Annotated in this window: 15 protein-coding genes; 7 read left to right on the forward strand and 8 right to left on the reverse strand. The window is 54.5% G+C overall.

Annotated elements, in window-relative coordinates:
* Window positions 1-646 precede the first annotated feature (646 nt).
* On the forward strand, window positions 647-1948 hold the full coding sequence (locus LWH94_RS16795; protein WP_136629552.1) for an IS1380 family transposase: 1302 nt from the start codon (window positions 647-649) through the stop codon (window positions 1946-1948).
* A 169-nt stretch (window positions 1949-2117) separates the two neighbouring features.
* On the opposite strand, the gene LWH94_RS16800 is transcribed toward LWH94_RS16795, so the two are convergent.
* Together LWH94_RS16800 and LWH94_RS16805 are read right to left on the reverse strand one after the other, a co-directional pair.
* Window positions 2118-2612, reverse strand: a complete 495-nt coding sequence (locus LWH94_RS16800; RefSeq protein WP_232902979.1) for a c-type cytochrome — start codon at window positions 2610-2612, stop codon at window positions 2118-2120.
* A 31-nt stretch (window positions 2613-2643) separates the two neighbouring features.
* Window positions 2644-3540, reverse strand: coding sequence for a cation transporter (locus LWH94_RS16805; protein WP_232902980.1), 897 nt, complete (start codon window positions 3538-3540; stop codon window positions 2644-2646).
* A 95-nt stretch (window positions 3541-3635) separates the two neighbouring features.
* On the opposite strand from LWH94_RS16805, the gene cadR reads away from it, so the two are divergent.
* A complete protein-coding gene (gene cadR / locus LWH94_RS16810) occupies window positions 3636-4040 on the forward strand; it encodes a Cd(II)/Pb(II)-responsive transcriptional regulator (protein WP_232902981.1) in 405 nt (134 codons plus the stop codon).
* A 129-nt stretch (window positions 4041-4169) separates the two neighbouring features.
* Here cadR and LWH94_RS16815 read toward each other — a convergent pair whose 3' ends face one another.
* Both LWH94_RS16815 and LWH94_RS16820 read right to left on the reverse strand, forming a co-directional pair.
* Window positions 4170-4421, reverse strand: a complete 252-nt coding sequence (locus tag LWH94_RS16815) for an SHOCT domain-containing protein (RefSeq protein WP_232902982.1) — start codon at window positions 4419-4421, stop codon at window positions 4170-4172.
* A 330-nt stretch (window positions 4422-4751) separates the two neighbouring features.
* Complete coding sequence (locus LWH94_RS16820; RefSeq protein WP_232902983.1) at window positions 4752-5243, reverse strand: hypothetical protein; 492 nt, start codon at window positions 5241-5243, stop codon at window positions 4752-4754.
* Window positions 5244-6172: 929 nt separating this feature from the next.
* Between LWH94_RS16820 and LWH94_RS16825 the strand changes: the two genes are divergently transcribed.
* From LWH94_RS16825 to LWH94_RS16835, 3 genes are all read left to right on the forward strand, one after another.
* The gene (locus LWH94_RS16825) at window positions 6173-6463 is read left to right on the forward strand and encodes a type II toxin-antitoxin system Phd/YefM family antitoxin (protein WP_094625467.1); all 291 of its coding nucleotides are present in this window, start codon (window positions 6173-6175) and stop codon (window positions 6461-6463) included.
* A complete protein-coding gene (locus LWH94_RS16830; protein WP_094625466.1) occupies window positions 6408-6674 on the forward strand; it encodes a type II toxin-antitoxin system RelE family toxin in 267 nt (88 codons plus the stop codon). The genes LWH94_RS16825 and LWH94_RS16830 overlap by 56 nt, the downstream gene beginning before the upstream one ends.
* A 488-nt stretch (window positions 6675-7162) precedes the next feature.
* Window positions 7163-7408, forward strand: a complete 246-nt coding sequence (locus tag LWH94_RS16835) for a hypothetical protein (RefSeq protein WP_094625465.1) — start codon at window positions 7163-7165, stop codon at window positions 7406-7408.
* A 75-nt stretch (window positions 7409-7483) separates the two neighbouring features.
* Here LWH94_RS16835 and mqo read toward each other — a convergent pair whose 3' ends face one another.
* Window positions 7484-8965 (reverse strand): malate dehydrogenase (quinone), encoded by a 1482-nt coding sequence (gene mqo, locus LWH94_RS16840; protein ID WP_232902984.1) that lies wholly within the window; start codon window positions 8963-8965, stop codon window positions 7484-7486.
* A gap of 404 nt (window positions 8966-9369) precedes the next feature.
* Between mqo and LWH94_RS16845 the strand changes: the two genes are divergently transcribed.
* Window positions 9370-10347 carry a calcium/sodium antiporter gene (locus LWH94_RS16845; protein ID WP_232902985.1) on the forward strand — a complete coding sequence of 326 codons (978 nt, stop codon included), beginning with the start codon at window positions 9370-9372 and terminating at the stop codon, window positions 10345-10347.
* A gap of 25 nt (window positions 10348-10372) precedes the next feature.
* On the opposite strand, the gene LWH94_RS16850 is transcribed toward LWH94_RS16845, so the two are convergent.
* From LWH94_RS16850 to LWH94_RS16860, 3 genes are all read right to left on the reverse strand, one after another.
* Window positions 10373-11137, reverse strand: coding sequence for a lysophospholipid acyltransferase family protein (locus LWH94_RS16850; RefSeq protein WP_232902986.1), 765 nt, complete (start codon window positions 11135-11137; stop codon window positions 10373-10375).
* Between the two features lie 132 nt (window positions 11138-11269).
* On the reverse strand, window positions 11270-12559 hold the full coding sequence (locus LWH94_RS16855) for a histidine kinase dimerization/phospho-acceptor domain-containing protein (RefSeq protein WP_232902987.1): 1290 nt from the start codon (window positions 12557-12559) through the stop codon (window positions 11270-11272).
* Window positions 12556-13230 carry a response regulator gene (locus LWH94_RS16860; RefSeq protein ID WP_232902988.1) on the reverse strand — a complete coding sequence of 225 codons (675 nt, stop codon included), beginning with the start codon at window positions 13228-13230 and terminating at the stop codon, window positions 12556-12558. Before LWH94_RS16860 ends, LWH94_RS16855 begins: the two co-directional genes overlap by 4 nt.
* Window positions 13231-13353: 123 nt before the next feature.
* On the opposite strand from LWH94_RS16860, the gene dsbD reads away from it, so the two are divergent.
* Window positions 13354-15198, forward strand: a complete 1845-nt coding sequence (dsbD, locus tag LWH94_RS16865) for a protein-disulfide reductase DsbD (RefSeq protein ID WP_232902989.1) — start codon at window positions 13354-13356, stop codon at window positions 15196-15198.
* Window positions 15199-15201 lie beyond the last annotated feature (3 nt).

Here is a 15201-nt window from a genome sequence, read left to right on the forward strand (position 1 = left end):
GTGCTTCCAGAGTTTTATGGTCCAGTTTACGACCGTCGTCATGGCGCATAAGAGCTGATATCCGATATAGTCCGCGAGCAATGTTTTTATTATACATCATGTTCGCTTACTTTTGAACTCCTTAGTAACACTACCTTAGAAATGACGAACCTAAATTACTGCACCATTGAGTTGGTACAGATGCCGACGGCTAACCACGCAACCGCTCGTTTTAACGGTGAAACTCAATTATAAAGCCATTAAAAACGAATGGCGAACGAAAAATAAACGCAGCAAATTTGCAATTATTATGAACTAAAAACGTTATTAATGACTTTTTTAGTTCGTTTATTCTGGATTTTAATAGATACTAACTTGTTTAATGATTCGTTTATTCTCTATTTTAATGGGTATTTTAGTGGCAACACACTCCTCGATACGATGTCTGCTTTCATTCACTCCTGACCTGAAAGCTGATGAAAAACTGTTCTTCATATTTCTGCTAGTTACCGCTGAAGGGGTAAGTGATCCAGACCGGTTCAGCCGAATCGAGAGCAATGGCGAGCAGCTAGCCCGAATTTCTCATGCGGCATAAAAAGAAGCGGCTGAAAGTGCTATAGTTTCAGGACCTTACACCATCACCAAAGCACCAACAGCCGCTTCCAAAATGGTACCTGAAAAACTGACCTTCTCGCCACTCGTTCGCCGTAAAATTGAAGCCGATTTCTCCGGTGGTCATATCACCTCCGATGCCGGGTTGCTCCTGCTTCGGGAAGTCGACAAACAACACCGCCTGACTCAGCGTCTGGCCTCGGTGCTTAACGATTCACGGAATCCAATGCTGGTGCGGCACAAGCTGGAAACCATGACTCGGCAACGAGTCTTCGGCGTGGCGGCAGGATACGAAGACCTGAACGATCATGAGGCGCTGCGTTTTGATCAGGCCCTGCAAACCGCGGTTGGTAAAGAGAGCGATTTAGCCGGTAAATCCACGCTGTGCCGGATGGAACAGCAAGTAGACAGACACTCGGTGGTCAAGGCCCACGAATTGCTATGGCAGCATTTTATCGAACAGCACGAGACACCGCCGAAGGAAATCGTGCTGGATTTTGACGGTACCGATATCCCCGTTCATGGCGACCAGCCCGGCAAGTTCTTTAACGCTTATTACGACCACCACTGTTACTTTCCGCTGTACGTGTTCTGCGGCCGTCACCTGCTGGTGAGCTACCTGCGCACCAGCAACCGCAGTGACAGCCGACACAGCTGGGCCATTCTGGCTCTGCTGGTGAAGTTTATCCGGCAATATTGGCCCGATACACGCATCGTGTTCCGGGGTGACAGTGGCTTCTATCGGCCTCGTCTATTGAGCTGGTGCGACCGGAATAATGTGGATTACCTGGTCGGCATCAGCAAAAACAGCCGGTTGATTAAAGACGTGGAGGCGCCATCACAACTGGTCCGTGACACGCACCAGAAAGTCGGTGAAAAAGTCTCCGCCACTTATCGGTTCCGGTACCAGGCGCATTCCTGGAAGTTCCCTCGCTGGGTGGTGGCCCGCTTGGAAGAAGGCGAGCTTGGCTCCAATCCTCGCTTTGTCATCAGCTCCCGCTATGACGACGGTTTTAAGCTCTATTACGAACAGTACTGCGCCCGAGGCGATATGGAAAACCGGATCAAGGATCAGCAGCTGTATCTGTTCGCGGATCGAACGTCGAGCGTTCAGTGGTGGACCAATCAATGGCGGCTGATCCTGTCCGGCTTCGCTTACACCTTGTTCGAGCGGTTACGAGCGCACCTGAAAAAGACGCCGTTCGAGCGGATGAGCGCCAACAACCTGCGGCTGAAGCTGATCAAGGTTGGCGCGGTCATCATCCGCAATACCCGCCGAATCCGGGTGCTGATGAGTGATAGCTACCCCTACAAAGACGAACTCACGGATCTGGTACGCCGCCTGGTTCCGGGGTAGATGCCCGGGCTCCCCCGGCCCGATGCAATGGGGGAAAGGGGGCAGTGCGTCCAAGCAATAGAAACTGATCAATTATTAGGCGTTCATGACCGCACCTGAGCGGCCATGGCGGTAACCCGCTCAGTCTGCGAGACTTGCTGGGTAACTATGAGAAATCCGGGTTAGGTTGCTATAGCTGACGAAGATAGAGAATTATTTTCCAAATATCATCTTCTTTTAGAGCACTCTTAAAAGGGGGCATTGCCGTTTGCAATGGAACCCCGCCTTCAGAAATTGTCCAGAATAGATAACCATCAGTTGCCATTGGCATCTTACTAAACATCGCAATGTTGGATGGCCTGGGAGTTAAATTTATACCAGCCTCACCGTCACCTTGTCCTGATGTTCCATGACAGCTTGCGCAGTTGTTTTCATATAGCACTTTCCCTTCTTTGATATTATTTGAGGTGCTTTGCAGAGGGTCTACTTTGTTTGCATATTTTTCATCGATACCATTTCGCATGACGAAGCGATGCCTGATCATTGACATATTCATCATACCTCCTTCCATCATACCTTTTCCGCCCATCATGCCTCTTCCCTCCATCATCCCCATTTGTCCATATACATATATTGGCAAAATGAGAGTTGCTGATATTCCCAAACCAAGAAGAATCTTCTTCATACATACCTCCAAATTTCTTGTAACCGTGGATTCACGCCTTAAGCGCCAGAATTCGCCTGGCACCGTTAAGCACAATGATTCCAGTAATGCCGCCGATAATCAGATCTGGATAATTGGATCCAGTCCACGCAACCAGGGCTCCAGCGATAATGACGCCTATGTTAATCACCACGTCATTGGCGGAGAATATCCAGCTTGCCTTCATGTGTGCGCCGCCCTCTCTGTGTTTGGATATCAGCAGCAGACAACTGGTATTGGCGATCAATGCGACGAATGCGATAACGATCATCATCAGCGATTCAGGTTCACTACCGAATACGAAACGTCTCACTACCTCTACGAGTACTCCGAGAGCCAAAATCAGTTGGAGCACACCGGCTAGATGCGCAGCACGCAACTGCATCTTTACAGTATGCCCAACGGCATAAAGGGCAAGGCCATATACGGCAGCGTCGGCAAAATTGTCGAGAGATTCTCCAATCAAGCCGGCTGATTGTGCGATTAGACCGGCAGTCATTTCCACCACAAACAAGAGGGCGTTGATGCCGAGCAACCAGCGCAGGGTGCCGGACTCTTGCCTAGCGGAGGCCACAGACTTCTCGGCGGACTTGATTGCCTCTGGATCGGCTGCAACGGTCTCCTGAAGAGACGCCCCTAGCCCCAAGCTCTGCAGCTTCGCGGTGATGGGCTCGACCTCGCCATTATGTACCACCTTCAACTGACGGTTTGACAGGTCAAAGGATAGAGTTCGAATCTCGTCAAAACCGTTTAGGGCCAAGCGGATCAACCGCTCTTCTGACGGACAGTCCATTTTCGGTACTGCATATTCGCTCACCCATTCTCCTGATGCTTTGGGAGAAATCGGCATGTCGATATCCGCTGCAGGCGTTGCTTCACAGCCACTTTGGTCACCACAGGTTTTACTCACGAAACGACTCCACTTGAAGAACCTTGTGCTACCATTAAAAACCATATAGCCACTATAAGGTCAACCGGATAAAGTATTCGCGGAGGAGGAGCTCGATGCGCATTGGCCAATTGGCACGGTTAGTGGAGGTAGATACACAGACGATCCGCTTCTACGAGCAGCAAGGCTTGTTACCGCCACCGGATCGGCAGGAGAATGGTTACCGTGTTTATACCGAAAAGCATGCTGAGCTGCTGGCCTTCATCCGTCGCTGCCGAATTCTGAACCTGTCACTAACAGAGATTCATGAACTACAGAGCTATCAGAACGACCCTCACCAGCCTTGTGCTGCCGTTAACACCTTGCTCGATGACCACATCTCTCATGTTCGGTCGCAGATAACAGCGCTGCAAACGCTTGAGAAGCAACTGGTTTCATTGAGAGGGAGTTGCAACGATGGCCGGGAAGTTGAGGCTTGCGGGATTCTTGCTGGAATCAGCGAGCGAAGCCTGCCTCAGTGATAGGCTGAAGCATCAACCGGAAGATCCGATGAAATGTCTGTCCCATTCTCGTGCAGGGGTAAGAACAACCATTTAATCCGAATCCCCCTTAAGGTTTAGTCCGCCATAAATAGCGGCACGTGAAATCCCTCAATCCGAAAGTAAACGCTTCTTCTCTTCGAACTCGTCCTTATCGATCTCTCCTTTCGCAAAGCGTTCCTTGAGGATATCGAGCGCTGCCTTAGATGATTGCCGGTTGTCGTGAAACGGCGCCCCTGAGCCCCCGCCCAACCAACGGACGAGCAGAATCACAACCGTGACGGCTGTGGCAAGCACCAAAATCATCATGATCGGGCCGAAAATCATTCCGTACCAGGGCATCATTTCCCATCCATGTTGCATAACGTTTCTCCTTCAGTCGGGTTTACCCATGTTTTTCTCATCTTCAGTCATAACGCTCTTCTTGCGATTCAGGCCACGTGCAGGAAGTAGAACGCTCCAACGAGCGTCTTCATCGCTTTAGTGGTTCAACAATCTTCGCCTCGAAATCGATTTTTTTCTTCCTCAGACATTCCAGCGCAGTCGTCGCCACAACACAGATCCACGACCGTCATACCGACTTCTATCCTGAGGATCCGAACAATGCCGTCAGGGTCGGGGCATAGAGCCGACCACCATGCATTATCCGGCATTGTCGGGGCACCCCACGGTAACCCCGGAATCGTCAGGGTGTCACTTTGCGCTATCTTGCAGTTCCTTCTGATGCTCCAGCATTTGCTCCATCATCAGCTGCATCTGATCCATCCGTTTTTCCATAAACTGAACGCGGTCTTCTGATTTAATAGCAGGGTTGCCTTGGCTCGAATTTCCCTGCATCCCCTGACCGTGCATCATTCCTTGGCGATTCATCATTCCTGGGTTATTCATCATTCCCTGACCATTCATCATTCCTTGCCTGCCCATCATGCCGCCCCGCATCATGTGCATCTGCTCTTGCATGAGTTCCATATGTTCCTGCATGAGCTTTTGCCGGTTTTGTCCGGAACTCCCACGCATTTTAGGCGCCATCTCCTGCATGCGGGACATGTTCTGCTGCATTTGCTGCATCTGCTCCGGGGACATCATCATCCCACCAGGCATCTGCTGGTTACCCGAACCTTGCGCCCAGACAACCGGTGTAGCCATAATCAAAGAAATTGCGATTACTCTGGTAAAACTCTTCATAGCGAAGCTCCTTAACGAATTCGATTTACGCCACCTTCATTGAACAGCATCTACCTGAATCGAACCTGAATATATGCTTAGATCAACCTCTCGATTGTTGTGCGTCAATTTTTCTGTGGCTGGTCGACTCAATCGTAAGATTGCGTTGATCACTTCAAATAACATAGCGCCGACCCAGGGTTCTACATCGATCGCTTCCCAGACCATACTCAGGCTGCACGCTGGCAGCAGACAACAAACTGCGGCAGGTACGTCGAAGGTCATGCACGGTGAACTCGGCGATATTCCCGACATTCCCCTCTGGCTAAAGCTCCCTACCATCTCATCCCGGCGCGAGTGAAAAAATGATATTGCTTGAATTGCCTGTTGCTAGAGCTGGGCATTCGTCCTCACACCCACGCCCAAGACACCGACTACACAGAGCTGATATATGTATGAGATTATTTCTAATATAATTTAAACACCGAATTTACGATAGCAAGCTACTATGTAGCAATGCGTCAAATCTTGTTGAAATGCCAGCCAACTGTAGATACATTTATTCAGTATGTCTTTCAGCTGCTTGGGGCTAGCTACTGCGAGCACAAAATACTTTTGCGGGTAATATTGCGGGTAACAGACAAAATCATCAAGAGTCTTTGCTTTATTTATCAATGCTATAAAAGGCTTATTAGCGTGACGCCGTCTCCACCACCTTCCAGAAAAAAGCCCCGGACTTCCGGGGCTTTTTTCGTTTCAGCCCTCACATTTTCGTCCTGTGCAAGCCAAAGCATTTAAAAAAGCCCCTTATTTAGATCTTTTTTTCGATCGAATTTTGATACCATGGAACCGTGCCACGGAAATGATGAGGTGCCCTGAATAATCGCATGTGAAGACTAACGATGTTGAACGGGCTACAACGAATGAGTACGGCGCGGAGGAAGCAATACATGAGAAGCCTATTTGCGAGACTTGCGGCCACCATTTCGGAGCTCAAGGCTAATCCGAATGAGGTGCTCAATCAGGCTAATGGCGAACCTGTTGTGATTCTGAGTCATAACAAACCCAGAGCCTATATGGTGCCTGTCGAGACATTCGAGCAGATGCAAGAGCAGCTTGAAGATTACCGGTTACTCCAGGAAGCTCGCAAACGCATGGATGATGAATCAATACCGGTGAGCATCAATGAGCTACGAACTGGAATTCAAGAGAAAAGCGCTCAAGGAATGGAGCAAGCTTAGCCCTACCGTCCAGGCAGAGTTTCTGAAAATTCTGGAACGCCGCCTGGAGAACCCGAGGATCCCTAAGCATAAACTAAAGGGATCTTCGGACTTCTACAAAATCAAACTGCGATCCCAAGGCTTTCGCCTTGTCTATCATGTGGACGACGGGAAAGTGGTTGTCACCGTGATCACAGTTGCCCGTAGAGATACCGTTTATAAGACCTTTTAGGTGTCCACCAAGCGTCAACGCAACGGCGACTTTCTATGGGCCAGCAAATAGATGCGCCACCGGATGCAATTTCCTTCGTCTGTTTCACTTGGCTCCAACACTGAACTGCTAAAGAAATCTGAGCAGTTCAGTTGTTGCAAATTTTGCACATACTGCCAAGACCAGAAGAACTGGAACCATCCGGCATTTCCGGAAAGTTCGATCACGGATTAGACGCATACATACGAAACCGGAAACCACCGAGGATTTCTAGGTAGTTGCTAAATAGGCAAAGTTCCCAATGCCTCGAAACGAATTTACGCGTACGCAGTCTTTTTTCGTTTCAGCCCCACCAAAACAACCTGCCCAATATTTGCACAACGCCGAACCCTGTGCTTGGATAAAACCGATAGGCCAGTTGGATGGCACAGCCTTTCGCCCACGCATATCCGGCGCAACCCCACAGGCTGCCCGGGTATCGAATCCTTGAAAACGGAGTTGGTGTTGTTATGGCTTACGAAACAATAGACGGACAAAAATACGAAAAAGAACTGCTCGATCTGGCCCGCAAGCACACAACCGGGCGTGGTGAAGGTAAGTTATCGAAGGATGAGGTTGCCGATTTATTCGAGTCCGCCCAGGATGGCCCCGGCGTAACCGATACCGAAAAGGCCACACTGGCCTACATTCGCAAGAACTTTGAATTTACCGATGCTGCCGCAAAGGATTTCGACGCAGCATTCAGCAAGCTCTGATTTCAGGGAGAGAAAATTCTGGAAGATGGAAACCGGGTGGTTTGCGTGCGCAGCCACCCGGTTTTTATTGCGGTATCAGCCCAGCTTCAGGGTTGAAAGTGTGCGCTCGCGCACCTTGTTCAGCAACTGCTCGTCTTCCACCAGGGTCTGGCCGTAAGACGGTACCAGCTCCTTCATGCGCTCCTGCCACTCGGCAGACTGCATCTTCTCGGGGAAACAGCGCTCCAGCACATTCAGCATGGCATTGGCTGCGGTAGACGCGCCCGGTGATGCACCCAGCAGTGCCGCCAGCGAGCCGTCTTTGGCCGCCACGATCTCGGTACCAAACTCCAGCTTGCCGCCACCTTCGGCGGTCTGCTTGATGATCTGCACCCGCTGGCCAGCCATCTGCAGGGCCCAGTCGTCTTCCTGGGCATCCGGGAAGAAGTTGCGCAGGGATTCCACACGGTCAGTGTGGGACTGGAACACTTCGCCGATCAGATACTTGGTAAGGTCCATGTTGCTCTTGCTCACCGACAGCATTGGCCGCAGGTTGGTCGCCCGTACCGAACCGAACAGATCAAACACCGAGCCCTGCTTCAGGAAGCGGGTGGTGAAACCGGCAAACGGCCCGAACAGCAGCGCCGGCTCACCGTTGATGATCCGGGTGTCCAGGTGCGGAACCGACATGGGCGGCGCGCCAATCGGCGCCTTGCCGTAAACCTTGGAATGGTGGGCTTTGACCACATCCGGTTTCTGGCAAACCAGCCACTGGCCACTGACCGGGAAACCACCGTAACCACGGGCTTCGTCAATACCGGACTTCTGCAGCAGCGGCAACGCGCCACCACCGGCACCCAGGAATACAAAGCCGGCTTCCAGCTTGGTCAGCTCACCGGTTTTCTGGTTCTTCACCCGGACTTTCCAGCGGCCGTTGTCACGCTGGTCGATGTAGTGCACCGGGCAGCTGAGCATCAGTTCGAAATTGGGCTGGGTTTCCAGCCACTTCACCATGCTGCGGGTCAGGGAACCGAAATCCACATCGGAACCGTGCTTGATGCGGGTAGCCGCCACTTTCTGCATCGGGTCCCGATTGCTGACAACCAGTGGCATCCACTCAGCCAGGTCTTCCGGGTTTTCGGTGTATTCCATTTCCCGGAACAGGTGGTGGGCTTTCAGCTTCTGGAAACGGCGCTTGAGGAAGGCCACGTCTTTCTCGCCCCAGACAAAACTCTGGTGCGGCGTGCGGTTAATAAAGGTGGACGGCTCGGGCAGAATGCCCTGCTCTACCAGGTAAGACCAGAACTGCAGGGAAACCTCGAACTGTGCGTTGATCTGCAAAGCCCGGGCAATTTCAACATCGCCGTTTTCGGTTTCGGGGGTGTAATTCAGCTCGCAGTAGCCGGCGTGGCCGGTGCCTGCATTATTCCATCCATCGGTGCTTTCATGGGCAACGTGGTCAAGACGCTCCACCATGACGATGTCCAGAGACGGATCCAGCTGCCTGAGCATCATGCCGAGAGTAGCGCTCATGACGCCCCCTCCGACCAGCACTACGTCTGCCTGTCTTACGGCCATTGGTTTTCACCCTAGCTTAGTGTTGAAGCCTGATGCCACTCCACGATCAGCAAAGCGGCCTGTCGGAAGCCGGTCGGGCGCGAGGTAGACGGCGCTGCCGTATGCTTCCGGTATGAGATTGAGCGCGATTATCCCGATTTTTAACGGAATAATAAATTGCGATTGTCAATCGATGCGTGCCGTGCAAACTATGTTGTTTGCGGCAATTCTCGCCTGTTTTGTTAACAATATCAGCGCCACTTTAGTCTGATACCGGCCAGGGGCCAATGCGGATCACCCCGTATAGCGGTATTTCCGATAGCCCGGGGGCTGACCTGAAACGCCCACTTACTGTATCTTTGTGCGCCAACTGTGACCTCGCCTGCGTAACCTGCGGCGACAACCTGAACTAACGAGGTCTTCCTATGTTGATGGCTATAGGTGCCATTATTGCCGGGCTGGTGTTGCTGGTCTGGAGCGCAGACAAATTTGTGGAAGGTGCGGCCGCCACGGCCAAGCATCTGGGCATGCCTACCCTGCTGATTGGCATGGTGATTATCGGCTTCGGCACCTCGGCACCTGAGCTTGCCGTTTCAGCCATGGCCGCGTCTGACGGCAATCCGGGGCTGGCGCTCGGTAACGGTTACGGCTCTAACATCACCAACATTGCCCTGATTGTGGGCCTCACCGCCCTGATTGCCCCCATAGCGGTGCACTCTCAGGTCATCCGCAAAGAGCTTCCTTTGCTGGTGGTGCTGACACTGATCGCGGGCGTTCAGTTATTGGATGGCGAGCTGTCGCGGCTGGATGGCTGGGTCTTACTGGCGGTGTTCGCAGCAGTCATGGGCTGGTCAATTTATCAGGGTTACCAAGGCAAAGAGGACCCGCTTGCAGAAGGCGTTGACTCGGAGCTGGTCACCCACCCCATGCCGCTGAAAAACGCCATTATCTGGCTGGTGGTCGGGTTGATTCTACTGGTAGTGAGTTCCCGCATGCTGGTGTGGGGTGCGGTCAGTATCGCTCAGGCTTTGGGCATCAGCGATCTGGTGATCGGGCTGACCATTGTCGCCATTGGCACATCGCTGCCCGAGTTGGCTTCTGCCATAGCCGCCGTGAAAAAGAACGAACATGATCTGATCCTAGGCAACATACTGGGCTCAGGTATTTTCAACACACTGGCCGTGGTCGGGCTGGCCGCCGCTATTCAGCCGTTGTCGGTTGATCCCGAGGTACTTTATCGGGACTGGACACTCATGCTCGGTTTAACCGTCGCCTTGCTGGTGATGGGCTTCGGCTTTACGGGGTGGCGCAAGCTGATTTCTCGGGTCGATGGTGCGCTGCTGTTAACCGCTTATGTCGCATATACCGGCTACCTGTTTTCCACTGTGGCTGCCGCCGCCTGATCAGTATCTATGGTGAGCCTGAGAATTACTCCGGCTCACCATCGCCCAGCAATTCCAGCATGCGCGCTCGCACTTCTTCCATCACGTCTGGCAGCTCGTCTTTGCTCTTGCCCGCCGTATCGAGTGTGGCGCCTACACGAACATCCACCGGCTGCCCCAGATTGATCTGAACGCTGCGAGCCGGCAGCACCTTATGCACCCCGCGAATGGCAACTGGCACAATGACCGCCTCGGTGTCGAACGCCAAATGGAAACACCCTTTCTTGAACGGCAAAAGCTGGCCATCCGGGGAACGGGTACCTTCGGGCGCGGCCCAGAGCACTATGCCACTTTCCATCATGGCTTTGGCTTTTTGCAAATCCCTGACTGCCTCGGCGCGGTTAGAGCGATTGATCCACGGAAACTCTGCCGCCGCCATGGCCTGCCCGAGCAACGGAATGCGAGACAGTTCTTGTTTGGACAGCATTCGAATGGAACCAGGCAAAGAGACAAAACTGATGGGGATGTCGTAGTGGCTGGCATGAGTACACATGATGATATAACGCCGGCCATCGTTAAAATCCGGCACCTCGCCCCGAACGGTGAGGCTGGCCCTGACCAGTTTAAGCAACGTGGCCGACCATTCCCGGCAATACTTATCCACAATCGGCCGATTCAGTTTTCCGACCAAAGCCCGCAGCAAGATCAACAGCGAGTAGATGGCAGTCAAACCCACCGATCCCAACACCACCGCGATGCGACGCAACACAGTTGCCGACTCAGTGAGCGGACTTATATTCAGTCGATTCATCCAAAACACCCTTTACCGCAGATCAATGCGCTGACTATGGGTGGCAAGTATATCGTGCCTGTAACCGGCTGAATAACACACCAAAGTAGTGGTCTATCCCAAACAACATCGACATCGGCTTACGGGAACACATCAGAAGTCCGGTTTAACCGGTAGCCGCAACTGCCAATCCATACCTCCGGAAGCATTTTGTGTCGATAGCAACCCGCCGCCGTACTGGCTGACCACCATTTCGACAATCGCCAGTCCAAGGCCATGACTTTCCGGACCCGCTCGCCCGGCATGCGCATCATTTTCACCGCCCTGATCACTCACTTGTAACTGCAACCGCGCGGCCCCGGTGTTTTCTACAAATGGCGCAAGTGTAAGCTGGCAGGGGCCGCTGGAATATTTCAGGGCGTTTTCCAGCAGGTTGCGCAAAGCCACTACCCCAAGGGCCAGGGGTACGGCCAGCCGAGTTTCGGGAATGGACACGGGTAACCGAATTCGCTCCTGCTGCGACAAGTCTTCCAGCGCGTCGGCAATCATTTCCTCGATCTTGCAACCGACGTCAGCGCCTTTACCCTGGGGGTCTATTCGCGACAACATCAACAGCTGTTCGGTCACCGATTGCAAGCGGGCGACGCCTCTCTCTGCATTGAGTAACGCCTGATGCTGGCGCTCACCCTCTACCCTTTGTGCCACCTGCAGATGGGTTTTGATGCCCGTTAGCGGCGTGCGGAATTCATGGGCAGCGCTGTTGGCGAAACGCTGCTCCCAGGCGACAGTTTCGGCAACACGCGCGAACAGGCCGTTCAATGTGTCGACTACCGGCCTCAGCTCGGCGGGCGCACGCTTTACTTTCACCGGCTCGAGGTTTTCGGGTGTTCGTCGACGCAACTCATCGCGCAAAGCCTGTAATGGCCGCAACCCGCCCCGGACACCCCACCAGAGCACGGCCAGCCCGCCCAGCAGCGCCAGGGTGAAAGGCACAACCATCACCAGAATGATACCGTTGGCCAAGGCCACCCGCTCCGACATACGGTCAGCCGTGGTAATCAAAGTGCCGTTCTGATCCAGCGTGTACAGCCGCCATTGTTGGCCGCCGATCGCCCGGGTGCTAAACCCCGGGCGTGTCTGTTCGGCAAACTGCGCCCGGGCTCCACTGGTCTGCAGCAGCACTTCGCCGGCAGCCGAGCGGATCTGGCAGGCGACCCCCTCGACTTCCGGATGTACCAGTAACGGGCTGCTGCGCTGAGACAGCAGCATCTCAGGCTGCCGGGCGATCAGCCCGGCCACCATGGTGGCGGACGACGCGAGGCGCTGATCCAGAGTATGTGATACCTGTTTGTCCAGGTGCATATACATCAGCGCGGCCACCGACAACCAAAGCACCAAAAAAGCACTGCCGAGTGACCAGATCAGCCGGCTCTGCAAACTCATGACCGGACCTCCGGCGGCGGCCCCAGCCGGTACCCTAGTCCTCGCTCGGTAATCACGACATCACGGTAAAGCTTGCGGCGCAAATGGTAGATGTGGACGTTCAGGGCGTTACTCTCGACGCTCGAATCCATGCCGTACAGGCCATCCTTGAGCTGATCTTCACTGAGCACAGCACCACGGGCATTGATCAGCTTTTCCAGTAAGGCCAGCTCACGACGCGACAAAGCCACAGACTGGCCGTGCAGAAACACCTGGCCGGCATCCGGCAGCACTTTCAGCTCACCGTGACAGACTTCCGACACCGCCCGCCCTGCGGCCCGGCGTACGAGAGCGTTCAGGCGTGCCGCCAACTCATCCAGCTCAAAAGGCTTGAGTACGTAATCGTCGGCCCCGGCTTCCAAACCCCGTACCCGGTCCGGCACCGCATCCCGAGCGGTAAGAATCAGCACCGGTGCGGTAATGCCCTGCTGGCGCCAATGATGCAGCAGGCCCATGCCGTCGCCATCAGGCAACCCGAGGTCGAGAATAACCACATCGCAACCAAATTGAGCCATGGCGGCGCGGGCTTCGCGGGTGGTTCGCACCCGGTCAACAGTGCAGTGGTGCAGCTCCAGACCGGCTTCCAGGCCGGAAGCTACCAGATCATCATCTTCTACCAGTAAAACGTGCATGGGCGCGAGGTTCCTCGGGTCAGTGGATTCACTCTGGGTGCTGTTAATGCTGTCTTAATCCGGCCGCCGCAGACTTCGGTCACTCGATTCGTAGATGTTTACCAGAACCAACAGGAGCAGCGTGTGCGAGCAATCCGACTCTGGATACCGATCTTATCCGCTCTGATGGCATTAGCAACCAGCTGGCCGGCGGCGAGCCAGTCAGTGTTTGGTGGCGGAGATAATTTTCTGCCTGTACAGGAAGCTTTCCAGTACCAGGTGGAAGACAACGGCGATGGCACCCTGACACTGAGCTGGGACATAGCGCCGGACTACTACCTGTACAAGAAACGTATGAGTATCGAAGGCGTCGATGGCGCATTGGGGGAAATCCAGTTTCCCTCGGGCACGCTGATCCACGATGAGTTTTTTGGCGAGTCGGAGGTGTTCTACAACAACGTAGAATTGCTGATCGACGCCGGCGATGCGTCCGGCCTGGACCTTACATGGCAGGGCTGTGCCGAAGCCGGGCTATGCTACCCGCCGCAATCAGCCACGGTGGATTTCAATGGTGAGCCGCAGTCAGCGTCGGGCAAAACTGCGGGTTCCGGACCTTCCGTTGACTCGAGCAACGAGACCACGGCCAGTGCCGCGCCGGCTACACAGGGCGACACGGCGGTGGCCGAAGATGAGTCTCTGACCCGCCAGCTGGCGTCGAGCGGGCTGCTCTGGAATCTGGTCGTATTCTTTGGCCTTGGCTTGTTGCTGGTATTCACCCCTTGTGTGCTGCCGATGATCCCGATTCTGTCGACGGTCATTGTCGGCAACGAGGCCGGGCGGGGTCGCGCGTTTGCACTGTCCGGCGTGTACGTGATGACCATGGCCGTCACCTACGCGCTGCTCGGTGTGGCCGCGGCCCTGGCCGGAGCCAATTTACAGGCCATGTTGCAGGCGCCTGTCTTTATCATCTCCATCGCCGTGGTGTTCATCCTGCTGGCTCTGTCGATGTTTGGTCTTTACGAGCTGCAGTTGCCGGCGTTCATTCGCGATCGTCTGAACCGGGTCAGCAACAATCAGCACGGCGGCAGCCTGGCCAGTGCAGTCGGGATGGGCGTGGTGGCAGCCTTGCTGGCCAGCCCTTGCATGACAGCACCGCTGGCCGGCGCGCTGATTTATATTGCCGACACCGGTGATGCCATGCTCGGCGGCCTCGCGCTGTTGGCGCTGGGGCTGGGTATGGGTGCCCCACTGATCGCGCTGGCCACTTTCGGTGCCGGTTTACTGCCGAAACCCGGCGCCTGGATGGACGGCGTGAAAGCCGTATTCGGGTTTATTCTGCTGGGTACCACGGTGTATTTCCTGGAGCGTATTCTGGACGATGCCTTGGTGCTGGGCCTGTGGGGTGCACTCACGATCGCGCTGGGGCTGTCGCTCTGGCATCTGGCCCGGGCGGTAACCCGCAGTGCTCCCCTGCGCACGCTCTCCAGCAGCGCCGGGGCGGTGATCACGCTCTGGGGCGCATTAATGATGATCGGCGCTGCCGCCGGCGGCAGCCAGATCTGGCAACCGCTGAACGGGCTGGCGCTGGCGGGTTCTGCCCCAACTCAGGCCGGGCCACAACACGCGCAATTTGACGCTTTTAAATCGATAGCGGACCTGGACGACGCTGTGGCGGAAGCCGGCAATGACGGTCAATGGACGCTGGTCGACTTTTACGCCGACTGGTGCGTGTCCTGCAAGGTGATCGAAGAAGAGGTCTTTGGCAACGACAATGTGATTGCCGAATTGGCCGATATGCAGCTGCTGCGCGCGGACGTCACAGACAACGACAAACTGGATCAGGAACTGATGAAGCATTTGCGCGTTATTGGCCCCCCTACCATTCTGATCATCGGTCCGGACGGCACCGAGTATCGCGCCCAACGCACCACCGGTGAAGTGTCGGCGGAGGTGTTTCTGAACCGACTGGACCAGGCCCGCCAATCCTGAAGG

It is taken from the genome of Marinobacter sp. G11 (assembly GCF_021282325.1).
Taxonomy (GTDB): Bacteria; Pseudomonadota; Gammaproteobacteria; order Pseudomonadales; family Oleiphilaceae; genus Marinobacter; species Marinobacter vinifirmus.